Origin of the sequence: Aeromonas sp. JL9 (assembly GCF_024436075.1) — a bacterium.
In the GTDB taxonomy this organism is placed as follows: domain Bacteria; phylum Pseudomonadota; class Gammaproteobacteria; order Enterobacterales; family Aeromonadaceae; genus Aeromonas; species Aeromonas veronii.
This window is the reverse complement of the sequence record NZ_JANFNV010000014.1, coordinates 16,396-41,178: the sequence shown is the minus strand read 5'-3', so window position 1 is coordinate 41,178 and position 24,783 is coordinate 16,396. Positions and strand designations below refer to the sequence as shown.

The window sequence follows — 24,783 nt, the reverse complement described above, 5'->3', positions numbered from 1 at the left end:
CCGGCAGCAGTGCCGGGCCCTTTCCATTGGTATCTGCTGATCTGCAGTGAACGTCGGTCAGCCCTGCTGCTCGGCCGCGTAGAGGGCGGCCCCGATAATGCCCGCCTGATTGAGGCTGGCCGCCGGAATAAGCGGCGCCCGGGTCTCGATGCGATCGACAAATTTATCCAGCTTGGCTGCGCTGCCGCCCCCCAGAATGAAGAGGTCGGGGGAGAAGAGAAACTCGAGGCGCGCCAGATACTTGTTGAAGCGCTTGCCCCAGCGGTTCCAGGATAGATCCTCCCGTTTGCGCGCCGCATCGGAGCAGTAGTGCTCGGCGACCATTCCTTCCAGCATCAGATGGCCCAGCTCGGTGTTGGGCAGCAGATGGCCGTTGACGAAGATAGCTGTGCCGATACCGGTGCCGACCGTGATGAGGATGATGACCCCCTTGCGATCCTTGCCGGCGCCAAAGCGCATCTCGGCCAGACCGGCGGCATCGGCATCATTCAGCACATAGCAGGGCTTGCCGGTGACATCGGCAAACAGATGCTCGGCATCGGTTTCGATCCAGCTTTTGTCGATATTGGCGGCACTCTTGGCAACCCCGTTGTGGATGGTGGCGGGAAAGCCGCAGCCCACCGGCCCTTTCCAGTCGAAGTGTTCGACCAGCGCCTTGAGGGTATGGGCGATGGCGGCCGGGGTGGCCGGTTGCGGTGTGGCAATGCGATGGCGCTCGCCAATCAATTCGCCGGTTTTGGTATCGACCAGACAGCCCTTGATCCCTGAGCCTCCAATATCCACTCCCAACATATGCATCTGTGTTGTCCTTGTTGTGTGCCGACCAGTTTGCAGTGACCACGCTGTTATGGGCACTGCAGGTCGGCAGAGCATGAAAAAAGTGCTGCAATCCGGCAAGGGGCAGATCACTTATGCGTGATCCGACAGACCTTTTTCGATGCAGCGGATCAGCAAACGGGTCTTCTTGTTCTCTTCATCCTGACGCCTGGCAAGGGTGGCCAGCGCCCATTCGATATGTTCGGCCACCATGGGATCGGCGGTGGTCAGCCCCAGTTGCAGGGCCGCGATCACCTCGGGGGTCGCCGGGCCATTGCCAAGGGCTACTGCCAGATTGCGGCGCCAGCGTTGATAGCCGATGCGGCGGATCGGGCTCCCCTCGGTCTGTTTGAGGAAATCGCTCTCGCTCCAGCACCACAGCGCCAGCAGGGGCGGGCGGTGCAGGCTGGAGCGGGGGCTAAAATCGGGTTCCGGGCTGGCATCTGCGTAGCGATTCCAGGGGCAGATAAGCTGGCAGTCGTCGCAGCCGTAGATACGGTTGCCCATCAAGGGCCTGAACTCTTCCGGAATAGGACCGTCGTTCTCGATGGTGAGATAGGAGATGCAGCGGCGGCCATCCACCACATAGGGGGCGACAATGGCGCCGGTCGGGCAGATGTTGATGCAGGCGACGCACTTGCCGCACTGCTCCTTCTCCACTGGCTGGTCGAGCGGCAGCGGCAGGTTGAGCAACAGCTCACCGAGAAAGAAGAAGGATCCGGCCGATTCGTTGAGCAGCAGTGAGTGTTTGCCAACCCAGCCGAGGCCCGCCTTGGCTGCCAGTGGCCGCTCGAGGATGGGGGCGGAGTCGACGAAGGGGCGCCACTCACCCAAGGTCTCTTCAGTGCCTTGAAACAGCTCGGCGCAGCGCGCTTCGATGCGATCACCCAGCTGTTTGAGCCGGTTGCGCAGCACCTTGTGGTAGTCACGGCCGAGGGCATAGCGGCTGATATAGCCGAGGGTCGGATCGCGCAGGGTGGCGGCAAAACCCGCCTCGAACGGCAGGTAGTTCATCCGCACCGACAACACCCGCACCGTGCCCGGCAGCAGCTCGTGGGCGCGTGCGCGCATCATGCCGTGGCGCGCCATGTAATCCATGCTGCCGTGATAGCCCGCATCCAGCCAGGCCTGCAATCTCGGCTCTTCGATACGCAGGTCGGTGTCGGTGATGCCCGCCTGGTCAAAACCTAGCTCCCGTGCCCAGAGCTTGATATCGTGGGCCAGCTGGTGGAAGTCTGGTGCGCTCATGCGGCTTGGCCTGGCCGGCGTTTGCTGGCGTGGGTCGATTGATAATAGGCGGGAGCCGTCATGGTAGAGATCATCAGGGGCGCATTGGGCACAAAAGAGGGGGGCAGTTTACCACAGGGGCTGTGGCAGACTGAACAGATCCGCGCACTGGAGCGCAACTGGGCCGCGCGCGAGGGGCAACCTCTCTATGCCCTGATGGAGCGAGCCGGTGCTGCGCTGCGCACCTATGCCACTCTGCATTGGCCCGACAGTCGCTGCTGGTGGATTTTCGTCGGCCCCGGCAATAACGGCGGTGATGGCTATGTGCTGGCCCGCCTTGCCCGCCAGATTGGCATCGAGGTGGTGGTGATTGCCGCCAGAGCACCCGACCAGCTGAAGGGGGATGCCAGACGGGCCGCCGATGAGTGGCTGGCGGCCGGTGGCCGGGTCTGGCTGGCCGAGCAGTTTGATAAGGACCAGCACTCCACCCCGGAGCTGGTGGTCGATGCCCTGCTTGGCACCGGCGTCAACACGCCCCTCTCGCCACTACTGACAAAGATCGTCGCAACAATCAATGGCTTGGCTGTGCCCGTGCTGGCGGTGGATCTCCCCTCCGGCCTCAACGGCGATACCGGCCGTGCCATGGGGGCCGTGGTGCAGGCCACGCGCACTCTCACCTTTATCGGTATCAAGCAGGGGATGCTCACCGGCGATGGGGTGGATTGCGTCGGCCAGCTCGACTGTGATCCCCTTGGCGTCACGCCTGATGACACTATGCTGCCCGCTGCCTGGCGTATCGATTATCCGCAGCTCTGCACGCAGCTGACCCCGCGCCCGCGCGCTTCCCACAAGGGCTCTTATGGCAAGGTACTGCTGGTGGGGGGCAATCGCGGCATGCAGGGGGCCATCGTGCTGGCTGCCCGCGCCTGCCTGCGGGCGGGGGCCGGGCTGGTGCGGGTATGTCAGCATCCGGAACATCCGCCGGTCAGCCTCTATCAACCCGAACTGATGAGTCTCACTACCGCAGATGACGAGGGGTGGGCGTCGGTGCGGGTCATTGGCCCCGGGCTCGGTCAGGATGAGTGGGGAAGCGCGCAAATCGCTCGTAATCTCACCGAACGGCTGCCACTGGTTTTGGACGCCGATGGATTGAATTGGCTGGCGCAATCTCCCCGCCATCAGGATAATTGGGTGCTCACGCCCCATCCCGGTGAAGCTGCGCGCCTGCTGGGATGCTCCATTGCCGAGATTGAAACCGACCGGTTTGCCGCCGTGCAGGCGCTGCAGCGGCGTTATGGCGGTGTGGTGTTGTTAAAAGGGGCGGGAACACTTATTTATGACGGCGAGCGGGTCGCTCTCTGTTGTGAAGGCAATCCCGGCATGGCAAGTGGCGGGATGGGCGATCTGTTATCTGGTATAATCGCCGCCCTTTTGGCCCAGGGCTGGTCTGCCACCATGGCAAGCTGGCTGGGCGCCGTGATCCACGGCGAGGCTGCAGATCAGGCCGCCGCTGACGGCGAGCGGGGCATGCTGGCGTCAGATCTGCTGCCGCTGATCCGCAAACTGGTTAATCCCGACACCATTACAAGTTAAAAAGAAGAACATGGCAAAACAGTTGATGATGACACTGCCGGACGAGGCAGCAACCGTGGCACTGGGTGGCCGTCTGGCACAGGCCTGCCAGCAGGCGACCACAGTGTTTTTGCATGGCACGCTTGGCGCCGGTAAAACCACCCTGACCCGCGGCTGGGTGCAGGGCCTTGGCCATCAGGGCAAGGTAAAAAGCCCGACTTACACCCTGGTCGAACCCTATGAGCTCGATGGCTGGCAGGTCTACCATTTCGATCTCTATCGCCTGGCAGATCCGGAAGAGCTGGAATTCATGGGCATTCGGGACTATTTTGCCGCCAACACACTCTGTCTGGTGGAGTGGTCCGAGAAGGGCGAGGGCTGGTTACCGGCTCCCGACCTGGAAATTACCCTCACCTATGTAGGCGAGCAGCGCGAGGTTCTGATAGAGGCTCGCACTGCTATTGGCGAAGCCATTCTGGAACGGTTGTCATCTACGTGCGCTTGATCCTTGTTATTGCTCTCTCCTTGATGGCGTTACCCTCTTGGGCGAATCAGCTCAAGAGCGTACGAATCTGGCCATCACCGGATAACACCCGGGTGGTGCTCGATATGAGCAGCGCCCCCAATTACAACTACTTCACCCTCACCGGCCCGGATCGGCTGGTGATCGATCTGAAAGGGGCGAGCAACGCCGCCAATCTGGCTCGGATCGAGAACAACAGCGAACTGGTGCGCAAGATCCGCCAGAGCACTCCGCTGGAGAAGGGCGGTTTGCGACTGGTGATGGATCTCAGCTCCGCCATCAAGCCGGTGGTCTTTCCGCTGGCGCCAGCCGGGCCCTATGGCCACCGTCTGGTCATCGACCTCCCTTATGAAGAGAAGCGCTCGGCGGCTGCGGTGCAAGCCACGCCCGTCGGTGGCAAGGGCAAGGGGGTGGTGATTGCCATCGACCCGGGCCACGGCGGGGAAGACCCGGGATCCATCGGCCCGCGCCGTACCTACGAGAAGCGGGTCACGCTGGCGGTCTCCCAGAAGCTGGCTGCACTGATCGACCGCGAGCCGGGGATGCGCGCCGTGATGACCCGTCGTGGCGACTACTTCGTCGATCTCAACAAGCGATCCGAGATCGCCCGCAAGGCTAAGGCGGATCTGCTGGTCTCTATCCATGCAGACAGTTTTCATAACTCGACCCCGCGCGGTGCCTCGGTCTGGGTCTTGTCGACCAACCGTGCCAACCGCGAGATGGGCAGCTGGCTGGAGAAGCAGGAGAAGCAGGGCGAGCTGCTGGGCGGTGTCGGCAAGGTGTTGGCGGAATCCGATCCCAACCCCTATCTGGCACAGACCTTCCTCGACCTCTCCATGGACAAGTCCCGTGCCGAAGGATATGACGTTAGCCGCCAGATCCTGCGCTCCATGGGCAAGGTTGCCCGACTGCACAAGAAGGCGCCGGAACACGCCAGTCTGGCGGTGCTGAAGGCGCCGGATATTCCCTCGGTGCTGGTGGAGACCGGTTTTATCTCCAACCATGCGGAAGAGAAGCTGCTGGCTACCGCCAGCTATCAGGACCAGCTGGCCCGCGCCATCTTCGAGGGGATCCGCAACTACTACCGCGCCCACCCGACCAAGGGGGCCATGCTGACCGGCAAGGGGCAGGTGAGCCAACCTGTCGCGAACACTCGCCCTGCACCGGTAGCCCGGCACCCGGTGAGCCAGCCCAGGCAGACACAGTCGCAGCCGGTAGTGACCAACAAGATGCCCGCCACCACCCGCGACGGCGGTGCGGCTAGCGGCTCTGGCGCCGGGGTGATCAAGCCTTACTCGGCGGCAGCGCAAGAGAGCGGTGCACCGGTCAGCAGTGTGGGGGACTATGACAAATCGCGGATGCTCCGCCATGTGGTCAAACGGGGCGAGAGCCTCTCTCGCCTTGCCGAGAAGCATGGAGTGAGTCAGTCCACTCTGGTGGAGATCAACCAGCTGCGCAGCCGGGATATTCAGATCGGTCAGACCATCTATATTCCCCAGCAGGGGCAGAGCCGCAGTGCCGCCCCCGTTCGCAGTGACGACAAGTCGCAGATGATCCGCCATGTGGTCAAGCGGGGGGAGAGTCTCTCCCGCCTTGCCGAGAAACATGGGGTGAGCCAGGCACGGCTGGTAGAGATCAACAAGCTCAAGTCGCGGAATATTCAGGTAGGGCAGGTGCTCTACATTCCGCAAAACTGACGCGCGGGAGCGGGTGATGCCGCTCCCGTTGTTAGCGAATACCATCCGCAAGATAGAAATTCAGGAGCAAGTGATGCCGATCCGTATATTGCCCCCTATCCTGGCTAACCAGATTCCGGTTGGTGGAGAGGTGGTGGTGCGGCCCTCCTGGAGCCTTAAGAGACTGACCATCCGCAAGATAGAAATTCAGGAGTAAATGATGCCGATCCGTATTTTGCCACCCATTCTGGCTAACCAGATTGCAGCCGGAGAGGTGGTGGAGCGGCCCTCTTCTGTGGTGAAAGAGCTGGTGGAGAACAGCCTGGATGCGGGGGCCGACAGGGTCGAGATCGACATCGACAAGGGGGGCGCCAAGCTGATCCGCATCCGTGACAACGGCTGTGGCGTCGCCAAAGACGAGCTGGTGCTGGCGCTGTCGCGTCATGCGACCTCCAAGGTGGCCACGCTGGACGATCTGGAAGGGATCAACAGCCTCGGTTTTCGTGGCGAGGCGCTCGCCTCAATCAGTTCGGTCTCCCGTCTCACCTTCACCTCCCGTACCGCCGAGCAGTCCGAAGCCTGGCAAGCCCAGGCAGAAGGGCGGGAGATGAGCGTCACCATCAAGCCGGCGGCCCATCCGGTGGGCACTACGGTGGAGGTAGTGGACCTCTTCTTCAATACCCCCGCGCGGCGCAAGTTCATGCGCAGTGAAAAGACCGAGTTTGCCCATATCGACGAGCTGGTGCGCCGCATCGCGCTCTCCCGCTTCGATGCCACCCTGATCCTGCGCCACAATGGCAAGGTGGTGCGCCAGTACAAGGCCGCCAATACCGTGCCGGAGCAGGAGCGTCGCCTCGCCGCCGTTTGCGGAACCCCCTTCATGCACCATGCGCTGGCGGTGGAGAGCGAACACAGCGACGTGCGGTTGTGGGGCTGGTTGGCGACTCCGGAGGGGGCAAGACCACAAAACGATCTGCAATACACCTATGTCAACGGCCGGATGATGCGCGACAAGCTCATCAACCACGCCATTCGTCAGGCCTATGACGAGCTGCTGCCTCCCGACCGCTTCGCCGCCTATGTGCTCTATATCGAGCTGGATCCCCGTCAGGTGGATGTCAACGTCCACCCGGCCAAGCATGAGGTGCGCTTCCATCAGGCGCGACTGATCCACGACTTTATCTTTCAGGCGCTGTTTACTGCGCTGCGCCGCGAAGGAGTCAGCGCCGCTCATCAGGATGTGCCGCTGGCCGAAACCCTGGTCGAGTTGCCGGTCAGTCCGCAGATCGAATATCCCGGTCAGGCGCCACGCCCGGAGTGGTACGGTGCCGAGCACAGCTACCGGGCACCTGCACAGGTGCGGGAGGGCGGCGGTGGGGCTGGCCGAGCCAGCAATTATCAAGCGCCCGAGCCCCCAAGCCGGGAGGCGATGCGTGGCATGGGGGCTCTGCTCACCACGCTGCCTATCGCAACTGCGGCTGAGGCTGCTCCCGCACAGTCCACCGACACAGTGCCGTCACCCAAACAGGGGGGATGTCGCGCCCTGACACTGGTGGAGCAGGCCTACCTGTTGATCGAGCGGGATAATCAGCTGGCGCTGCTATCTCTGGTGCGCGCCGAGCGGGTGCTGCTGCGCCATTGGCTGCTGGAGACCTGGGGTCAGGGGCTGGCGGCCCAGCCACTGTTGCTGCCGGTCTCCTTCAAATTGCCGAAGAATTTGATCGCGCTGGTGACCGAGCAGGAGCGTTTGCTGAAACGGATGGGGCTGGAGTTGAAAAGCGGGGGGCGCGACACCATGATCCTGACTCGGGTACCGGCTCTGCTGCGCCAGACCGATCTGGTACGTCTGTTACCCGAATTGCTGCAAATTATCGAGGGCGGATCTGACAGTGATGCTGGTCAGCAGGCTGAAGTATTATGCCAATGGCTGGTGGAGCAGGGGATAAGCCGCGAGAAGATATACGATTTTTCAACTGCCAGTCGTCTGCTGACGGAACTTGTGACCGATTTCAGTGACCAACTGGCAGACATGCGCATGGTGCGCCCGCTCTCGCTGGCGACCGTGCTGGAGGAGTTTGAACATGGCGAGTGACTTGCCGACCGCAATTTTTCTGATGGGGCCGACGGCCTCCGGCAAGACGGATCTCGCCATTGAACTGTGCCAGACGCTGCCCTGCGACATCATCAGCGTCGATTCTGCGCTGATCTATCGCGGCATGGATATAGGTACGGCCAAGCCCACCGCTGATGAACTGGCGCGTGCTCCGCACCGGCTGATCGACATTCTTGATCCCGCTGTGAGCTATTCGGCAGCAGATTTTTGCAAGGATGCCCTGCGGGAGATGAAAGAGATCGCCGACCGTGGCCGCATTCCGCTGCTGGTGGGCGGCACCATGCTCTATTTCAAGGCGCTGCTGGAGGGATTGTCCCCGCTGCCCTCCGCCGATCCCGCCATTCGAGCCGGGATTGAGGAAGAGGCTGCCCGCCTTGGTTGGCAGGCGCTGCACGATGAGCTGGTGCGCATCGACCCGGTGGCCGGGGCGCGGATCCACCCCAATGACCCGCAGCGACTCTCCCGGGCGCTGGAGGTCTACCGCATCAGCGGCAAGACCCTTACCGAGTTGACGCAAGTGCAGGGGGAGGGCTTGCCCTATCGGGTGCAGCAGTTTGCCATCGCCCCGAGTGATCGTGCCGTGCTGCATCAGCGTATCGAACAGCGCTTTGACAAGATGCTGCAAGGTGGCTTTGAACAGGAGGTTCGTGCGCTGATGGCGCGCGGCGATCTGCACCCGGATCTCCCCTCCATTCGCTGTGTGGGTTATCGCCAAATGTGGGACTACCTGTGCGGTGAAGTGGGGTATGATGAGATGCGTTATCGTGGCATTGTTGCCACACGCCAATTGGCAAAACGACAGATGACCTGGTTGCGCGGCTGGCCCGATGTGACCTGGTTGGAATCTGGTGAGTCTGGCAATCTCGACCGCGTGCTTGCTCGCGCTGGTGCGGCTTGACACTCCCTGTATAATCAGGTTGTTATATTGATATTCGGTGTTTAAAAACAACAAACTATAAGGAAAAGAAAAATGGCTAAGGGGCAATCTCTCCAAGACCCGTTTTTGAATGCGCTGCGCCGTGAGCGGATTCCTGTTTCTATCTATTTGGTGAACGGCATCAAACTGCAAGGTCAGATCGAGTCTTTTGACCAGTTTGTTATCCTGCTGAAAAACACCGTGAGCCAGATGGTTTACAAGCACGCCATCTCGACTGTCGTACCGGCCCGTGCCGTTAATCATCACCAGCCCACTCCGGGTGGCGCGGCTGATGAACAGGGTGATGCCGAGGCGTGATATCCTTGGGCGAGTCGACTCGTCAACTCAGATTCATCATGATTCCTGTTAAGGAGCAAGCGCTTGTTTGACCGTTATGAAGCTGGCGAACAGGCCGTTCTGGTGCATGTCAACTTCAGTGATGAGGGTGAGCGGGAGGATCTGGAAGAGCTCAAGATGTTGGTGAGCTCGGCCGGAGTCAATGCGCTGGGGGTAATTACCACCAGTCGCAGTGCGCCCAGTGCCAAATTTTTTGTCGGCAGTGGCAAGGCTGAAGAGATCGCGTCCCAAGTCCAGATGCTGGATGCCGACGTCGTCATCTTCAACCATGCCCTGACCCCTGCCCAGGAGCGCAACCTGGAGCGTCTGTTCCAGTGCCGGGTGGTGGACCGAACCGGCCTGATCCTCGATATCTTCGCCCAGCGCGCCCGAACCCACGAAGGTAAACTGCAGGTCGAACTGGCCCAGTTGCGCCATCTTTCCACTCGTCTGGTGCGAGGCTGGACCCACCTTGAGCGTCAAAAGGGCGGGATCGGTCTGCGTGGGCCGGGTGAAACCCAGCTTGAAACTGACCGACGTCTGCTGCGGGAACGCATCAAGGCGATTTTGCGTCGGCTCGACAAGGTGGCCAAGCAGCGGGAGCAGGGACGCCGCGCCCGCAACCGCAACGAAGTACCGACGGTGTCACTGGTTGGTTATACCAACGCCGGAAAGTCCACTTTGTTCAACCAACTTACAGCTGCCAGCGTGTATGCTGCCGACCAATTGTTCGCAACTCTGGATCCCACCCTGCGTAAACTGGTGATCCGGGATGTGGGTGATGTGATTTTGGCGGATACAGTTGGATTTATTCGACACTTGCCCCATGATCTGGTCGCGGCCTTCAAGGCGACCCTGCAGGAGACCCGTGAAGCGGATCTGCTGCTGCATGTGGTGGACTGTGCCGATGAGCAGATGCAGGAGAATATCGACTCCGTGCAGCAGGTATTGGCCGAAATTGAAGCCAATGACAGGCCCCAGCTGATGATCTGCAACAAGATAGACAAGCTGGCGGATCGTCCGGTAGGTCTGGAGCGAGATGACGAGGGGCGCCCGTTGCGCGTCTGGTTGTCGGCCCAGACTGGTGAAGGTTGTGAGCATCTGTTTACGGCGCTGACCGAATTGCTGGCTGGCTCTATGGTGCATCACACCCTGCAGTTGCCTCCTTCTGCCGCGAGATTGCGCAGTGCGCTCTATCAGCTGAAAGGGATTGAGCAGGAAGGTTTTAGCGAGGAGGGTGATTTCGTGCTGGAAGTCCGCTTGCAAGTGGCCGACTGGAACCGCCTCGTGAAACAGGAAGGTGAGAGTTTACAACGCTTTATCAGGCATTGATTCGTTGATGAAGATGAATCCTTAGGGGCTTCGCAACGTATGACGGCCCGATAGAGATGATATCCATCCGCATGTATTAATGGAGACGCTGATGGCTTGGAATGAGCCTGGTAACAACGGCAAAGACCGTGACCCTTGGGGGAATAACGGCAAGAATCAGGGACCCCCTGATCTGGATGAAATGCTGCGCAAAGTGAGTCGCCGTTTCGGTGGCTTGTTTGGTGGCGGCAAATCTGGCGGCGATGTAGGTCGCTTTGGTATCTCCATCGCGCTGGTTGTGGCTGTGGTGGTGTGGGTCGTCAGCGGCTTCTACACCATTCGCGAAGCGGAGCGTGGTGCCGTACTGCGGTTTGGCAAGTTTTCCCATATTGTCGAGCCGGGCCTGCGCTGGAAGCCGACCTTTATTGATCAGGTGATCCCGGTGGACGTCGAGTCCGTGCGCTCTCTGCCTGCCTCCGGTTTCATGCTGACTCAGGATGAGAACGTGGTACGGGTCGAGATGGACGTGCAGTACCGTGTGGTCAATCCCGAGCAGTATCTGTTCAGCGTGACCAATGCCGACGAGAGTCTGGGTCAGGCTACCGATAGCGCCCTGCGCTACGTGGTGGGTCATACCCGGATGGATGACGTCCTGACTACCGGTCGTGAGAAGGTGCGTCAGGAGACCTGGCAGGTGATCGATGGCATCATCGAGCCTTACCAGATGGGTCTGCAGATCGTTGACGTCAACTTCCTGCCGGCGCGTCCGCCGGAAGAGGTGAAAGACGCGTTTGATGACGCCATCTCCGCTCAGGAAGATGAACAGCGCTTCATTCGTGAAGCAGAAGCCTATGCCCGTGAAGTCGAGCCCAAGGCCCGTGGTCAGGTGAAGCGTCTGGAGCAGGAAGCGGAAGCTTACAAATCCCAGATCGTGTTGAAAGCCCAGGGTGAAGTCGCTCGCTTCAACGAGCTGCTGCCCCAGTATCAGGCTGCCCCCGAGCTGACCCGTGAGCGTATTTATCTGGAAACCATGGAAGAGCTCTATCAGCAGGCCAACAAGGTGGTGGTCGACATGCCGGCTGGCAACAACAGCATGATCTACCTGCCGCTCGACAAGCTGTCTGGCAAGCCGAAGGCTGCCCAGTCTGATCGTGCCACTGTCGCCCCGGTCACAGAGCAGGTCCCCGTTTCCAACGAGGGTGCCAACTCTACCCCGACAATGCCGCTGCGTAGCGGTGACCGCTTCAGCTCAGGGAGAAACTGATAGATGAAAAAGCTAGCTATTGGTGCAATCGCTGTCGCGGCCATGGTCTGCTTCTCCTCTGTCTTTATCGTTGATGAAGGTCAGAAGGGGATTGTGGTGCAGTTTGGCAAGGTGAAGCGGGTTGACTCCGGTGAACCCCGCCTTTATGAGCCGGGCCTGCACTTCAAAGTGCCGCTCATCGACCAGGTTCGCAAGATGGATGCACGCATCCAGACCATTGACAGCCAGGCCGACCGTTTTGTCACCTCCGAGAAGAAAGACTTGATCATCGACTCCTACGTGAAGTGGAAGATCGAGGACTTCTCCAAGTACTACCTGGCAACCGGTGGTGGTAACAAACTGCAGGCTGAAGATCTGCTCAAACGCAAGATCAACAACGGTCTGCGTTCCGAGATAGGTAACCGCACCATCAAGGACATCGTCTCCGGTGAGCGCAGTACCGTGATGGAAGATGCCCTGAAGAAGATGGCGCGCTCCTCCGAGCTCGGCATCAAGGTGGTGGATGTGCGGATCAAGCAGATCAACCTGCCGGTGGAAGTCTCCAACTCCATCTACCAACGGATGCGTGCCGAGCGAACCGCAGTTGCCCGTGAGCACCGCTCTCAGGGTCGCGAGAAGGCTGAAATCCTGCGTGCCGATATCGACCGCAAGGTGACCGTCATGATCGCCGACGCCGAGAGTAACGCTCGCCAACTGCGTGGTGAAGGGGATGCGGAAGCCGCCAAGATCTATGCCGACAGCTACAAGAAAGACCCCGAGTTTTTCAGCTTCGTGCGTAGCATGGAGGCCTATCGCAAGAGCTTTGCCGGTGGTAACGACCTGATGGTGTTGAAGCCGGACAGCGAGTTCTTCCGTTACCTCAAGTCTCCTCACGGCACCAAGCAGTAATCGCCACGAGGTCACATTCAAAGGGTCTGCATTGTCAGACCCTTTTGTTTTTGGTGCCAATGCCAGCCGTTGACCCGAGGGGCTGGTTGCATTGAAGGAGGTCGGATGCTGACATCCATGCTGATGGGGTTGGGATTGCTGTTGTTGTTCGAGGGGCTAGGCCCGTTGTTGATGCCCAGGGCATGGCAGCAGATGTTGCGGCTGCTGAGCGATCAGCCACCGGAGCAGTTGCGCCGTATCGGCGGCTCGTTAGTCGTGGCGGGTAGCGTGATCCTCTGGATGCTGAGTCGCTGAGTCTGGCGCAATGCACTGTCCAGCAGATAGCAGACAATAAAAAAGAGGCCGAAGGCCTCTTTTTCATGCATGTCGTTTACTCAGGCACTGCGCTGCACGGCCATGTGGGCCAGTGTTTCCAGCGCGTGCTTGTGCTGGGAGTCAGGCAGGATGGCGAGAGTGGCAATCGCCTTGTCGGCCTCTTCCCTGGCACGCATGCGGGAGTACTCCAGCGCGCCAGTGCGGTCGAGAATGCCGAGGATCTGCTCAAGATGCTCCATGCCGTTGCGGTGCTCGATGGCATCGCGCACCAGCTGGCGCTCTTCCGGCGTACCCACTTCCATGGCGCGCAGCAGCGGCAGGGTCGGTTTGCCTTCGGCCAGATCGTCGCCGACGTTCTTGCCCATCTCTTCGCTCTGGGAGCAGTAGTCCATCACGTCATCGATGATCTGGAACGCGGTGCCCAGATACTTGCCGTAATCGGTCATGGCCTGCTCGACGGGCTCGGGCTGATGAGTCAGCACGGCTGCAAGGCGAGTGGCGGCCTCGAACAGCTTGGCGGTCTTGCAGTAGATGACCGTCATGTAGCTCTCTTCGGTGGTATCCGGGTCGTTGCAGTTCATCAGCTGCAACACTTCCCCTTCGGCGATGGTGTTGGTGGCATCCGAGAGGATCTCCATCACCCGCAGGTTGGAGAGTTCGGCCATCATCTGAAAGGAGCGGCTATAGAGGTAGTCACCGACCAGCACGCTGGCGGCATTGCCAAACATGGCGTTGGCGGTCTCCCGGCCGCGGCGCAGGTCGGATTCGTCGACCACGTCGTCATGCAGCAGGGTAGAGGTGTGAATGAATTCGATGATGGCGGCCAGTTTCAGGTGATCCTCACCCTCATAGCCCAGTGCACGCGCAGCCATCACGGTCAGCATGGGGCGCATCCGTTTCCCGCCGGCGCTGACAATGTAGAAACCCAGCTGATTAATCAGACTAACGTCGGACTGGAGTCGGGCCAGGATCAGTTCATTGACCGCCGTCATGTCGGCGGCACAGAGCGCACGGATAGTCTGTTGGTCCATAAGTCTCGTAACGTGACAGCAGCAATAACTGCGATTTTAGTAATGGCAGGGATTCTACACGATTTCACAATGGGTTACAGTTAGGCGTTTATCCACGGCGGCAGATATGCGCACAAAATAAACTTTTTGCTAAATTGGCCTTGCCTGAGCAGATCGATTTGCGTAGAATGCCCGCCCATTGTTATAGGTTTTTGCGCATGTCTAGCCTTGAGCAAAAGACATGCCTTTACGGAGTTAATCAAATGTACGCGGTATTCCAAAGCGGCGGAAAACAACACCGTGTGGCCGAAGGTCAAATCGTTCGTCTGGAAAAGCTGAACGTTGAGACTGGCGCTACCATCGACTTCAACGAAGTTCTGATGGTTGCTGCAGGCGACACTTTTAAAGTAGGTGCTCCTTTCGTTGAAGGTGGCAAGGTTGTAGCTGAAGTTGTGGCTCACGGCCGTGGCGAGAAAGTGACTATCGTCAAGTTCCGTCGTCGTAAGCACCATCGTAAGCAAGCGGGCCACCGTCAGTGGTTCACTGAAGTCAAAATCACTGGCATCAGCGCTTAATTAGAGGAGTCCGATAAATGGCACACAAAAAAGCTGGCGGTTCATCCCGCAACGGTCGCGATTCTGAAGCTAAACGCCTGGGCGTGAAGCGTTTCGGCGGCGAAACAGTTCTGGCTGGCAGCATCATCGTTCGTCAACGTGGTACCAAGTTCCACGCGGGCACCAACGTTGGTCTGGGCAAGGATCACACCCTGTTCGCTACCGCGACTGGTAAAATCCTGTTCGAAGTTAAAGGTCCGCTGAATCGTAAGTACGTTAGCATCGTTGCTGAGTAATTACGGACCGCAAGGATCCGAAGCCCCGCCAACAGGCGGGGCTTTTGTTTTTCTGACGTCTTTCTGATGTCGTTGACGAAAAAACGGAACGCAGCTGACTTTGGCTCTGACGGGCATGATTGGCAAGATGCGTATCGCCCGCAGGGGTCTGTACCACTATAATTGCGTATCGGTTTTTCGAATTAAGGTGACGGTTACCTATGAAGTTTGTTGATGAAGTCCAGATTCGAGTCGATGCCGGTGACGGTGGTAACGGTTGTGTAAGCTTTCGCCGTGAAAAATATATTCCCAACGGTGGTCCGGACGGCGGTGACGGCGGTGACGGTGGCGACGTATATCTGATCGCCGACGAAAACCTCAATACCCTGATCGACTACCGTTTCGAGCGTTTCCATGCTGCCGAGCGCGGTGAGAATGGCCAGAGCGCCAACTGTACCGGTCGCCGCGGCAAGGACAAGATCCTGCGCGTGCCGGTCGGTACCCGAGCAACCGATGAAGATACCGGTGAACTGCTGGGGGATCTGACCCACCACGAGCAGAAGCTGCTGGTTGCCAAAGGTGGTTTCCACGGTCTGGGCAACACCCGCTTCAAGAGCTCCGTCAACCGTGCTCCCCGCCAGAAGAGTAACGGTACTCCGGGTGAAGTGCGTACCCTGAAGCTGGAGCTGCTGCTGCTGGCCGATGTCGGCATGCTGGGTCTGCCCAACGCAGGCAAGTCTACCTTTATTCGCGCCGTTTCTGCGGCTCGCCCGAAAGTGGCTGATTACCCCTTCACTACCCTGGTACCGAATCTGGGTGTGGTGCGTGGTGAGAACTCCCGCTCCTTCGTGATCGCCGATATCCCGGGTCTGATCGAAGGCGCTGCCGAAGGTGCAGGTCTGGGTATCCGCTTCCTGAAACACCTCGAGCGTTGCCGCGTGCTAATCCACCTGGTGGATATCTGCCCGGTTGATGGCTCCGATCCTGCTGAAAATGCCGTGACCATCGTCAAGGAGCTGGAGAAGTACAGCCCGGAACTGGCTGGCAAGCCGCGCTGGTTGGTGTTTAACAAGATGGACCTGATCCTGGAAGAGGAAGCCCAGGAGGTGATGGATCGCGTCAAGGCGGCCCTGAACCACGAAGGTCCGGTCTATGCCATCACTGCCATCAGCAAGGAAGGCACCAAGAAGGTCTGCTACGACATTCTGGATCTGCTGGATACCATGCCCCGTCAGCTGGCGGAAGATGCCAAAGACGCCATCGAGAAGGTGGAGTTCAAGTGGGACGACTACCACAAGAACCAGTTGGCCAAGGCTGAAGCGGAAGCTCTGGCTGCCTCTCTTGCCTTCGATGAAGGGCTTGATGATGACGATTGGGATGACGACGAAGATGATGGCGTTGAAGTCATCTACGTCCGTGACTGATCCCCGTCACTCTCATTGAAAACCGGAGCCTGAACAGGCTCCGGTTTTTTATGTCTATCGAGCAGCAACTCATTAGGTATATTTGTGATGTCACTTATTGCCTGCTACTGATAACCGATTATACTGCCCACCAAAATTAACAATGACGAAACAATTATCTGGCGATGTCGATTGAATCGATATGCGCCGCTGTATCTTATTGTTTTAATGGAAGGTTTGCCTGTGGAAATATTTATGCGCAGATTTCTGCCTTAAGGGCTTGTTTGTGCATTTTTTTAGAGTATTCTTGCGCCCGTTTTGCCGGTTAATGCATGAATACGCAGGTTGGCCGGGCTAGGGAAAAGTAACATTAGGGCAGTCATATCATGTTGGAAAAGAGTCTCGAAGCACCTGCGGTCAATACTCGCCGTAACTTGTTGATGTTTCTGGTTCCGTCACTTATCGGGATCCTGTTGTTCATGACGCCGGTCGTCTATGACGGTAACGTCACCATCCCGGTGGCCGTGCTGGCCAAGCTGGTGCAGCGTGTTTTTGCCGATTATCTGGTCGCCATGGTCAGTGCGGTGATCACCACAACCATGCTGATGACGGTGATTGCCTGGTTGTTCAAGCCGGCGATTCTGGTGCGTCGTCCTTTCCTCAACAGCTTGTTCAATGTCTCCCCTTTCTGGGCCTGCGTGCGGGTATTGGGCGGTATCTTCGTGCTGCTGACCTTCTTCCAGGTGGGGCCAGAGGTGCTTTACTCCGGCGCAACCGGTGGACTGGTGCTCAACGATCTGCTGCCGGTGCTGTTTTCGGTCTTCATTTTTGCCGGCCTGCTGCTGCCGTTGCTGCTCGATTTCGGGTTGCTGGAATTTGTCGGCACCATGATGACCCGCATCATGCGTCCGGTGTTCCGGTTGCCGGGTCGCTCCGCAGTGGACTGCTTTGCCTCCTGGCTTGGCGATGGCAGCGTCGGCATCCTGCTGACCAGCAAGCAGTACGAAGGGAAGTTCTACACCCAGCGTGAAGCTGCGGTGATTGGCACCACCTTCTCTGCCGTCTCCATCACCTTCTGTCTGGTGGTGATCTCCCAGGTGAAGCTGGAGCACATGTTCGTCCCCTTCTACCTGACCGTCTGTCTGGCGGGGGTGGTTGCCGCCATCGTGGTGCCGCGTCTGCCACCGCTCTGCTGGAAGAAGGACATCTATGCCGATGGCACTCCCCTGTGCCGCAAGCAGGAAGCCGTGCCGCACCAGCACAGCGTGATGAGCTATGGCTTCGAGCGTGCGCTGACCAAGGCTGACAGCATGACTGATCTCGGAGCCGTTGCACGGGAAGGGGTGAAGAATGCACTGGATATGGTGTTTGGCGTGCTGCCGGTGGTGATGGCGATCGGTACCTGCGCCCTGATGCTGGCCGAACATACCCCTATCTTCAGCTGGCTTGGCGCCCCGTTTGTCCCCTTGCTGGAGCTGCTGCAACTGCCGGAGGCGGAAGCGGCTTCCAAGACCATCATGGTCGGTTTTGCCGATATGTTCATTCCGGCGGTGCTGGCCTCGACCATCGAGAGTGACATGACCCGCTTCGTGATTGCCGCCATGTCGGTAACCCAGCTGATCTATATGTCGGAAGTGGGGGCCCTGCTGCTGGGCAGCAAGATCCCGGTCAAGCTGTGGGAGCTGTTCGTTATCTTCCTGCTGCGCACTCTGGTTACCTTGCCGGTTATCGCCGGGGTGGCACACCTGCTGTTCTAAGGGCGCAGCGCAGTGGAAAACGGTCAACCTCGGTTGACCGTTTTCTTTTTCGCAGTGAGGGGGAGTGCATCTCCCTTCGGCTGGTTTAGCCTGTAGTGACGGGACACTGGATGGTCAGCGAGTGGACTGTGTTGGCGATGCGATAGGGCTTGGCTGCCTTGTAGACCTTCTTCTCGTCGTCATAGATTCCCCCCAGATACTGGGTGCTGTAGAGCGTCTGCTGGCGGCGGTCGGTCTCCTTGTAACCTTGCGGGCAGGTCTGGTTGGCCTGCTGGAAGCAGGCTTTCATGCTGCTGCACTCGATGTAGAATCCGCGCTGGCTGGTATCGGCAAGGTGCACCGGGGTGACGGTAGGGGCGGGGGGAGACAACAGGGCGCAACCGGAGAGAGTCAGCGCGCCCAGCAGAACGAGATGTTTTGACATAGATAACCTGAACAGTGTGGTGTGACAAAGAGTGAGGGGGAGTCTGTTGCTCCCCCTTCGCTATAGGGGCGCCGTTATAACCAGCCCGGGGCGCTCAGGCCAGCCCGCAAATGTAAGAAAATATGATCCACCCACGGGCTTGTGCGGCCAGCAGGATGAGCGTTCAAACAATACTTGCCTGAGATTTGTTCCGTTCGATTGCTGCCGCTTGGCAGGCAGAGTGTGGCAGGAGATAGTGATTCATTCAGGTATCCCGTGCTACATTGCCCCACTTGTTACTGGCCTGTAAATCAATGGAGTGACCCATGTCTGCCATCCCCTATTCCGTGCTCGATCTGGTACCTGTTGCCGAAGGATCTGTACCTGCCGAGTCGTTTCGCCGTTCGCGGGATCTTGCCCGCCATGCCGAGGGTTGGGGTTACCAGCGCTACTGGCTTGCCGAGCATCACAACATGCCGGGCATTGCCAGTGCCGCCACCTCGGTGCTGATCGGCCATCTGGCCGAAGCCACCACCACTCTGCGGATCGGGGCGGGTGGCATCATGCTGCCGAACCACTCGCCACTGGTGATTGCCGAGCAGTTTGGCACTTTGGCTTCTCTCTATCCCGACCGCATCGATTTGGGCCTTGGTCGCGCCCCCGGGACCGATCAGCGCACCATGCGGGCGCTGCGGCGTATGCGCAGTGGCGAGGTGGATGATTTCCCGGCCGATGTGCGCGAGCTGATGAGCTATTTTGGCGACGAGATCGGCGCTGTGCAGGCGGTGCCCGGTCAGGGGCTGCATCTGCCCATCTGGCTGCTGGGCTCCAGCCTCTACAGCGCGCAACTTGCAGCGGTGATGGGCTTGCCGTTCGGTTTTGCCTCCCATTTCGCACCTGCCATGTTGCTGCAAGCGCTGGAGATCTACCGCAGCCAGTATCGCCCCTCCGCTCGCTGGCCCAAGCCCCATGCGGTGGTCTGCATCAACATGATTGCCGCCGACAGCGAGCAGGAGGCCCGCTTCCAGTTCACTACCGTGCAACAGCAGTTCTTACGCCTCCATCGCGGTGATGCGGGCAAGCTGCCAGCACCGGTTGCCGAGTTGGGCGAGCAATGGTCGCCACGCGAGTTGATGGCGATGGAGCAGACCCTTGCCCGTTCTCTGGTGGGCGATCCGGAGCAGATCCGCCATGGCCTCAAGGCGCTGCTGGCGGAAACCCGGGCCGATGAGCTGATGTTCAACGGCCCCATCGTCGATCATCAGGCTCGCTTACGTTCTTTCGAGATCGCAGCCGGGTTGATGCGGGATCTATAAGCTCGCCTCTCCGCATACAAAGGCGCTATCTTGCAGAGAGAGTCTGGTGTCGCCCTGCTGTCAGGTTCTCGCAAGGGGCGGTTGGGGAACCGGATCCCGGATATCAAGCCTTTATCTAATGTACTGAATTAAAAGGAAAGTCAGGTTGGTGTCAGGCTGCTGTCGTGTCGCGTGCCACCCTCCGGCCCCTATGCTGGCTCCGTCAAGCAACCACAAGGAGTTCGAGATGATCGTCAGGAAGTTGAGATTGCAGCGGGGCTGGTCACAGGAGCAGTTGGCCGCCTTTACCGGCCTGAGCGTTCGCACCATCCAGCGGATCGAGCAGGGTCAGCAACCCGGACTGGAATCCCTCAAGGCCCTGGCCGCCGTCTTTGAGCTCGATGTGGCGCAACTGGACGGCACACGGCAACAGGAGCATGAGATGAGAGGGAGTGACGCGATGGAGCAGGATGGATTGCAGGTATCGGCTGAAGAGCGAGCTGCCATGAAGTATGTGGAGGGGCTCAAGGGCTTCTATCACCATGTCGCCAGCTATCTGCTGGTCATTGGCGGGTTGTTTGTTATCAACTACCTGAGCAACCCGGGTTATATCTGGGCCTGGTGGCCGGCGCTGGGGTGGGGATTGGGGTTGGCGTCCCATGCCATTCGGATATTCGAGCCTTTCAAACTGTTTGGCCCGGAGTGGGAGCGACGCCAGATCGAGAAACGGTTGGGGCGCAAGTTGTAACCAGAGCTGTTGTGGAAAAAGAGAGCCCGGCAAGTTGCCGGGCTCTCTTTTGGTTCAGGTCTTTGCAATCACTGCCCTAGCTGGCGTGAGTGGGGCAGGGGGTGGCAAAGAGGGCATCATCCTCGTAGCGCCACAGGGTGAGGCTGTTGCCCCAGACGCAGCCGGTATCGAGTGCCTTGATATCGCTCTTGCCGGTGTTGCCCATCAGGGCCGCCCAGTGGCCGAACACCAGAATGGGATCATCCACGTGATGTTCGCGCTGCTCGAACCAGGGACGCAGGCCCGGGGTCGACTCCTTGGGCCCCTTCTTGCATTTGAAGTCGAGACGACCGTCGAAATAGCAGAAGCGCATCCGGGTGAAGGTGTTGATGATGTAGCGGTAGCGGTCGATCCCGACCAGATCATCTTTCCAGCCATCGGGCTGGTCACCGTACATGTTGTGCAGCAGCCAGCTGTACTGGTCACCGCGCAGCAGGCTCTCTACCTCGCGGGCGCAGTTGCGCGCGGTGCGGACATCCCATGCGGGGGAGATCCCGGCATGCACCATCATGATGGGCAGATCCGGATGTTCGGCCAGTAGCGGGCGGTGGCGCAGCCACTCCAGCAGTTCATCCCGATCAGGGGCATCCATCAGGCTTTGCAGCTTGTCTTTCTTCTTGAGCGGTGCAACGCCATCGGCGACCGCCAGCAGGTGCAGGTCGTGGTTGCCGAGCACGGTAACGGCGCGGTTGCCCAGCCCTTTGACAAAACGCAGGGTATTGAGGGAGTCCGGGCCGCGGGCGACCAGATCGCCGCAGAGCCAGAGCACGTCATTTTCGGGATCGAACGCGGCAAGATCCAGCAGACGGCATAAGTCGTCGTAACAGCCCTGGATGTCACCGACAAAACAGTTCGCCATGAAACCTCAGTTGATAATATTGGGGATGGCCAGCGTGAAGGGGGCGATGGGCGCCTCAAACTGCTGACCAGAGCCATCTTGCAGGGTATAGCTCCCTTCCATCACCCCAAGCGGGGTCGCCAGCGGCACGCCGCTCTGGTAGCGGTAGGTCTCACCTTCGGCAATGACGGGTTGTTCCCCGACCACGCCCGGGCCTGCCACTTCCAGCATCTTGCCATTGGCATCGGTGATGAGCCAGCGCCGATGCAGCAGTTGCACCGGGCCGGGCCCCAGATTCTCAATCTCGATCAGATAGTGAAACTGGTAAGGGTCTTTGGAGCCCGCCACATACACGGGGTATGGGCGGATCTCGATGTGCGGGAGTGCCACAGGATCAGGCCTGTTGCTGATCCGCCAGCCAGTTGGCGATCATGACAAACTGCTCGAGGGAGAGATTCTCCGGGCGCAGGTTGCCATCGATACCAAGCTCGGTTAGCTGGGCGTCGGTGATGAAGTTGGAGAAGCTGTTGCGGATGGTCTTGCGACGCTGGCCAAAGCCTTCGGTACAGACGCGATTCAGACAACGAATGTCTTTTGCGACTATGGTCGGATTCTTGTGCGGGATCAGGCGAACTACGGCAGAGTCCACTTTCGGCGCCGGTTTGAAGGCGCCCGGGCCCACTTCCAGCACAGGCACCACCTGGCAGTAATACTGGGTCATCACGCTCAGACGGCCATAAGCCTTACTGCCCGGACCGGCGGCCAGACGCAACACCACTTCCTTTTGCAGCATGAAGTGCATGTCTTCAACCCGGTCGGCAAACTCGCACAGGTGGAAGATGAGCGGGGTGGAGATGTTGTAGGGCAGGTTGCCGAAGATGCGCAGGGGCCCCTTGCCTTCACCCATCAGGGTGCCGAAGTCGAAACGCATGGCGTCCGCTTCGATGACGGTCAGCTTGTCTTTGAGTGTCGGGTGCTCGCGCAGGCGAGCTGCCAGGTCCCGGTCAAGCTCGACCACGGTCATCTTGTCCATCTGGGCGGCAACCGGCTCGGTCAGCGCGGCCAGACCCGGACCGATCTCCACCAGATTCTGACCCGGCTGCGGGTTAATGGCGGCGACTATTTGATCGATCACATACCGGTCGTGCAAGAAGTTCTGACCGAAACGCTTACGGGCCGTGTGGCCCATGTGCACCTTACTGCTCATATCTTTTTTTCTCTACCATCTTGATGGCGTGGTTAATCGCGGTGATAAGGCTGCCCGGATCGGCCAGGCCCTTGCCTGCCAGATCCAGCGCGGTGCCGTGATCCACCGAAGTGCGGATGAAGGGAAGCCCCAGGGTGATATTGACCGAACTGCCGAAGCCCTTGTATTTGAGCACTGGCAGCCCCTGGTCGTGGTACATGGCGAGTACCGCATCCGCATCCTTGAGGTATTTCTCCTGGAACAGGGTGTCGGCCGGCAACGGGCCGACCAGATCGATCCCCTCTTGGCGCAGGGTGGCCAGGGCGGGTTCGATCACGTCAATCTCTTCACGTCCGAGATGGCCACCTTCCCCTGCGTGGGGGTTGAGGCCGCAGACGTAAATACGGGGTTTGGCGATGCCAAACTTGGTGGCGAGATCCTCATTGAGGATCCGGATCACCTTGCCGAGGCGATCCTCGGTGATGGCCATCGCCACATAGGCCAGCGGAATATGGGTGGTCGCCAGTGCGACCCGCAGCCCCTCGGTTGCCAGCATCATTACCACATCGGCGGTGTTGGATTGCTGTGCAAAGAACTCGGTGTGGCCGCTGAACGAGACCCCGGCTTGGTTGATGATCCCCTTGTGCACCGGCCCGGTCACCACGGCGGAAAATTCGCCGCTCATGTTGCCATCACAGGCGCGCTGCAGGGTCGCCAACACATAGGCACCATTGCCTTCGTTCAGCTCGCTCGGCACCACGGGGGCGCCGAGGGAGACCGGACAGACGGTCAGGGTGCCCGCCCGCTGCGGATGAGCAGGGGCGGCGGCATCGTAGGGCTCAAGCTCGATGGGCAGCCCAAGCAGGGTTGCCCGCTCGCGCAGCAGCGCCGGATCGGCGATCACCACCAACTGGTGGGGCCAATCCTGCCGGGCAATCTGCAGCACCAGATCCGGGCCGATCCCGGCCGGTTCGCCCGGGGTAACGGCAAGGCGACGGCAGCTCATCAGCTACCGGCTCCTTCGATCTGGATGTAGGCCTCGTCACGCAGCTCATCCAGCCACGCCTGGGACTCCTCCACGAAGCGTCGATTGTAGATCAGCTGGTAGGCGCGCTGCTCCTGAGCTTTGTCGGTCGCATCCTGGCTGCGGCGATCTTCCACCTGCACGATGTGCCAGCCGTGGCTGGTACGGAACGGAGCACTGATCTGGCCCGGTTGCAGACGGTTGACCATGTCGCGGAACTCGGGGACATAGACGTTGGGATCAGACCAGCCCAGTTCGCCACCCTGCACCGCAGAGCCCGGATCTTCGGAGTACTTCTCCGCCATGCTGGCGAAGCTTGCCTTGCCGCTCTTGATGTCGTGCAGAATGCCATCCAGCATCCCCTTGGCTTTCTCTTCGCTCAGGATAATGGACGGCTTGATCAGGATGTGGCGGGCTTTCACCTCGGTCTGCATCACTTGCTGCTGACCCTTGGTGTCGAACACCTTGACGATGTGCAGGCCGGCACCGGAGCGCAGCGGGCCGACGATGTCGCCCTTCTTGGCACCCTGTACCGCTTCCGCCATCAGGGTCGGCATCTCTTGCGGGCTCATCCAGCCCCAGTCGCCCCCTTCCAGCGCCTTGGGTCCGTTACTCTCGGCAATGGCCAGTTTGCGGAAGTCGGCACCTTGCTTGAGGGCGGCCAGAATGCGCTCGATCTTGCTCTTGGCGGCATCCAGCTGGGCGGCAGTGGGGTTGTCCGGCAGGGCAATCTGGATATGGCCTACGTGGTATTCGTTCTGCTGTTGACCCTGTTTCTTCAGGATCTCCACCACCTGCTTCACCTCCTGCTCGGAGATGTTGATACGGCGGCGCACCTGGTTGCGGCGCACCTCGTTCATCAGGATCTCGCGGCGCACCTCTTCCCGATATTGGGCATAGGTCATCCCTTCACGGGCGAGCTGGGCGCGCAGCTGATCCAGGGTCATCTTGTTGTCGGCAGCGATGCCCTGAATAGCCTGTTCCAGCTGGGTGTCGCTGATCTTCAGCCCCTGGCGCTCCGCCAGTTGCAGCTGCAGGCTCTCCTGGATCAGGCGATCCAGCGCCTGTTTGCGCAGGGTGGCATCGTCAGGCAGGGACTGGCCGCTCTCCTGGGCGGAGAGTTTTACCTTGTTGACCAGTGCGTCCTGTTGGCTGGACAGCACCACGTCCTTGTTGACCACGGCCAGAACCTTGTCCATCAGCTCGGGCGCAGCCAGTGCGGCCTGGCTCATGGCACCGAACATTCCCGCGGTCAGCAGGGCAATCAGGGTCTTTTTCATATCCATCTCTCAAG

The 24,783-nt window shown here is 59.6% G+C and carries 26 protein-coding genes; 17 read left to right on the top strand and 9 right to left on the bottom strand.

The features are described from left to right. Nucleotides 1–57: 57 nt before the first annotated feature. Together ppgK and queG are read right to left on the bottom strand one after the other, a co-directional pair. Nucleotides 58–798, bottom strand: a complete 741-nt coding sequence (gene ppgK, locus NOM06_RS12095; RefSeq protein ID WP_005339062.1) for a polyphosphate--glucose phosphotransferase — start codon at nucleotides 796–798, stop codon at nucleotides 58–60. 111 nt (nucleotides 799–909) lie between these two features. Continuing rightward, a complete protein-coding gene (gene queG / locus NOM06_RS12090) occupies nucleotides 910–2,064 on the bottom strand; it encodes a tRNA epoxyqueuosine(34) reductase QueG (RefSeq protein ID WP_255911749.1) in 1,155 nt (384 codons plus the stop codon). Nucleotides 2,065–2,124: 60 nt separating this feature from the next. Between queG and NOM06_RS12085 the strand changes: the two genes are divergently transcribed. The 11 genes from NOM06_RS12085 to NOM06_RS12035 all read left to right on the top strand — a co-directional run bounded on the left by NOM06_RS12085 (nucleotide 2,125) and on the right by NOM06_RS12035 (nucleotide 12,936). Then, nucleotides 2,125–3,636 (top strand): NAD(P)H-hydrate dehydratase, encoded by a 1,512-nt coding sequence (locus tag NOM06_RS12085; protein ID WP_255911747.1) that lies wholly within the window; start codon nucleotides 2,125–2,127, stop codon nucleotides 3,634–3,636. A 10-nt stretch (nucleotides 3,637–3,646) separates the two neighbouring features. Then, nucleotides 3,647–4,120, top strand: coding sequence for a tRNA (adenosine(37)-N6)-threonylcarbamoyltransferase complex ATPase subunit type 1 TsaE (gene tsaE / locus NOM06_RS12080; RefSeq protein ID WP_005339056.1), 474 nt, complete (start codon nucleotides 3,647–3,649; stop codon nucleotides 4,118–4,120). Between the two features lie 23 nt (nucleotides 4,121–4,143). Further along, nucleotides 4,144–5,835 (top strand): N-acetylmuramoyl-L-alanine amidase, encoded by a 1,692-nt coding sequence (locus NOM06_RS12075; protein ID WP_255911745.1) that lies wholly within the window; start codon nucleotides 4,144–4,146, stop codon nucleotides 5,833–5,835. Nucleotides 5,836–5,851: 16 nt separating this feature from the next. After that, nucleotides 5,852–6,031: a hypothetical protein gene (locus NOM06_RS12070; protein WP_255911743.1), complete on the top strand. Its 180-nt coding sequence runs from the start codon at nucleotides 5,852–5,854 to the stop codon at nucleotides 6,029–6,031. A 3-nt stretch (nucleotides 6,032–6,034) separates the two neighbouring features. Further along, nucleotides 6,035–7,906 (top strand): DNA mismatch repair endonuclease MutL, encoded by a 1,872-nt coding sequence (mutL, locus tag NOM06_RS12065; protein ID WP_255911783.1) that lies wholly within the window; start codon nucleotides 6,035–6,037, stop codon nucleotides 7,904–7,906. Beyond that, nucleotides 7,896–8,825, top strand: coding sequence for a tRNA (adenosine(37)-N6)-dimethylallyltransferase MiaA (miaA, locus tag NOM06_RS12060; RefSeq protein ID WP_255911741.1), 930 nt, complete (start codon nucleotides 7,896–7,898; stop codon nucleotides 8,823–8,825). Before mutL ends, miaA begins: the two co-directional genes overlap by 11 nt. Before the next feature lie 72 nt (nucleotides 8,826–8,897). Beyond that, nucleotides 8,898–9,161, top strand: a complete 264-nt coding sequence (gene hfq, locus NOM06_RS12055) for an RNA chaperone Hfq (protein WP_005339045.1) — start codon at nucleotides 8,898–8,900, stop codon at nucleotides 9,159–9,161. A 63-nt stretch (nucleotides 9,162–9,224) separates the two neighbouring features. Continuing rightward, a complete protein-coding gene (gene hflX, locus NOM06_RS12050; protein WP_255911739.1) occupies nucleotides 9,225–10,511 on the top strand; it encodes a ribosome rescue GTPase HflX in 1,287 nt (428 codons plus the stop codon). Between the two features lie 91 nt (nucleotides 10,512–10,602). After that, the gene (gene hflK, locus NOM06_RS12045) at nucleotides 10,603–11,754 is read left to right on the top strand and encodes an FtsH protease activity modulator HflK (protein WP_107682589.1); all 1,152 of its coding nucleotides are present in this window, start codon (nucleotides 10,603–10,605) and stop codon (nucleotides 11,752–11,754) included. A gap of 3 nt (nucleotides 11,755–11,757) precedes the next feature. Beyond that, entirely contained in the window at nucleotides 11,758–12,642 is an 885-nt protein-coding gene (gene hflC / locus NOM06_RS12040) for a protease modulator HflC (RefSeq protein WP_005339038.1), read from the top strand. A 105-nt stretch (nucleotides 12,643–12,747) separates the two neighbouring features. Then, nucleotides 12,748–12,936 (top strand): DUF2065 family protein, encoded by a 189-nt coding sequence (locus tag NOM06_RS12035; protein ID WP_005339036.1) that lies wholly within the window; start codon nucleotides 12,748–12,750, stop codon nucleotides 12,934–12,936. Nucleotides 12,937–13,016: 80 nt separating this feature from the next. On the opposite strand, the gene ispB is transcribed toward NOM06_RS12035, so the two are convergent. Continuing rightward, nucleotides 13,017–13,988, bottom strand: coding sequence for an octaprenyl diphosphate synthase (gene ispB, locus NOM06_RS12030; RefSeq protein WP_255911737.1), 972 nt, complete (start codon nucleotides 13,986–13,988; stop codon nucleotides 13,017–13,019). A gap of 242 nt (nucleotides 13,989–14,230) precedes the next feature. Between ispB and rplU the strand changes: the two genes are divergently transcribed. From rplU to NOM06_RS12010, 4 genes are all read left to right on the top strand, one after another. Then, the gene (gene rplU, locus NOM06_RS12025; RefSeq protein WP_005304210.1) at nucleotides 14,231–14,542 is read left to right on the top strand and encodes a 50S ribosomal protein L21; all 312 of its coding nucleotides are present in this window, start codon (nucleotides 14,231–14,233) and stop codon (nucleotides 14,540–14,542) included. A 17-nt stretch (nucleotides 14,543–14,559) separates the two neighbouring features. After that, nucleotides 14,560–14,817, top strand: coding sequence for a 50S ribosomal protein L27 (rpmA, locus tag NOM06_RS12020; protein ID WP_005339028.1), 258 nt, complete (start codon nucleotides 14,560–14,562; stop codon nucleotides 14,815–14,817). A gap of 200 nt (nucleotides 14,818–15,017) precedes the next feature. After that, nucleotides 15,018–16,220 carry an Obg family GTPase CgtA gene (cgtA, locus tag NOM06_RS12015; RefSeq protein ID WP_005339026.1) on the top strand — a complete coding sequence of 401 codons (1,203 nt, stop codon included), beginning with the start codon at nucleotides 15,018–15,020 and terminating at the stop codon, nucleotides 16,218–16,220. 365 nt (nucleotides 16,221–16,585) lie between these two features. Continuing rightward, a complete protein-coding gene (locus NOM06_RS12010) occupies nucleotides 16,586–17,956 on the top strand; it encodes a YjiH family protein (RefSeq protein WP_139493733.1) in 1,371 nt (456 codons plus the stop codon). Between the two features lie 85 nt (nucleotides 17,957–18,041). Here the strand turns inward: NOM06_RS12010 and NOM06_RS12005 are convergent, their stop codons facing one another. Next, nucleotides 18,042–18,380: a hypothetical protein gene (locus NOM06_RS12005; RefSeq protein ID WP_255911736.1), complete on the bottom strand. Its 339-nt coding sequence runs from the start codon at nucleotides 18,378–18,380 to the stop codon at nucleotides 18,042–18,044. 305 nt (nucleotides 18,381–18,685) lie between these two features. Here NOM06_RS12005 and NOM06_RS12000 point away from each other — a divergent pair, with 305 nt between their 5' ends. Continuing rightward, a complete protein-coding gene (locus NOM06_RS12000; RefSeq protein WP_255911735.1) occupies nucleotides 18,686–19,675 on the top strand; it encodes a luciferase-like monooxygenase in 990 nt (329 codons plus the stop codon). A 226-nt stretch (nucleotides 19,676–19,901) separates the two neighbouring features. Beyond that, entirely contained in the window at nucleotides 19,902–20,402 is a 501-nt protein-coding gene (locus NOM06_RS11995; RefSeq protein ID WP_219269602.1) for a 2TM domain-containing protein, read from the top strand. A 76-nt stretch (nucleotides 20,403–20,478) separates the two neighbouring features. On the opposite strand, the gene NOM06_RS11990 is transcribed toward NOM06_RS11995, so the two are convergent. The 5 genes from NOM06_RS11990 to surA are packed head-to-tail and all read right to left on the bottom strand — an operon-like array spanning nucleotide 20,479 to nucleotide 24,769. Then, nucleotides 20,479–21,300 carry a symmetrical bis(5'-nucleosyl)-tetraphosphatase gene (locus tag NOM06_RS11990; RefSeq protein ID WP_255911734.1) on the bottom strand — a complete coding sequence of 274 codons (822 nt, stop codon included), beginning with the start codon at nucleotides 21,298–21,300 and terminating at the stop codon, nucleotides 20,479–20,481. A 6-nt stretch (nucleotides 21,301–21,306) separates the two neighbouring features. Continuing rightward, nucleotides 21,307–21,669 carry a Co2+/Mg2+ efflux protein ApaG gene (apaG, locus tag NOM06_RS11985; protein ID WP_031227971.1) on the bottom strand — a complete coding sequence of 121 codons (363 nt, stop codon included), beginning with the start codon at nucleotides 21,667–21,669 and terminating at the stop codon, nucleotides 21,307–21,309. A 4-nt stretch (nucleotides 21,670–21,673) separates the two neighbouring features. Next, nucleotides 21,674–22,486, bottom strand: a complete 813-nt coding sequence (rsmA, locus tag NOM06_RS11980; RefSeq protein ID WP_005339016.1) for a 16S rRNA (adenine(1518)-N(6)/adenine(1519)-N(6))-dimethyltransferase RsmA — start codon at nucleotides 22,484–22,486, stop codon at nucleotides 21,674–21,676. Further along, a complete protein-coding gene (gene pdxA, locus NOM06_RS11975) occupies nucleotides 22,476–23,471 on the bottom strand; it encodes a 4-hydroxythreonine-4-phosphate dehydrogenase PdxA (protein WP_255911733.1) in 996 nt (331 codons plus the stop codon). The genes rsmA and pdxA overlap by 11 nt, the downstream gene beginning before the upstream one ends. Beyond that, complete coding sequence (gene surA / locus NOM06_RS11970; protein WP_005349338.1) at nucleotides 23,471–24,769, bottom strand: peptidylprolyl isomerase SurA; 1,299 nt, start codon at nucleotides 24,767–24,769, stop codon at nucleotides 23,471–23,473. Before surA ends, pdxA begins: the two co-directional genes overlap by 1 nt. Between the last annotated feature and the right edge of the window lie 14 nt (nucleotides 24,770–24,783).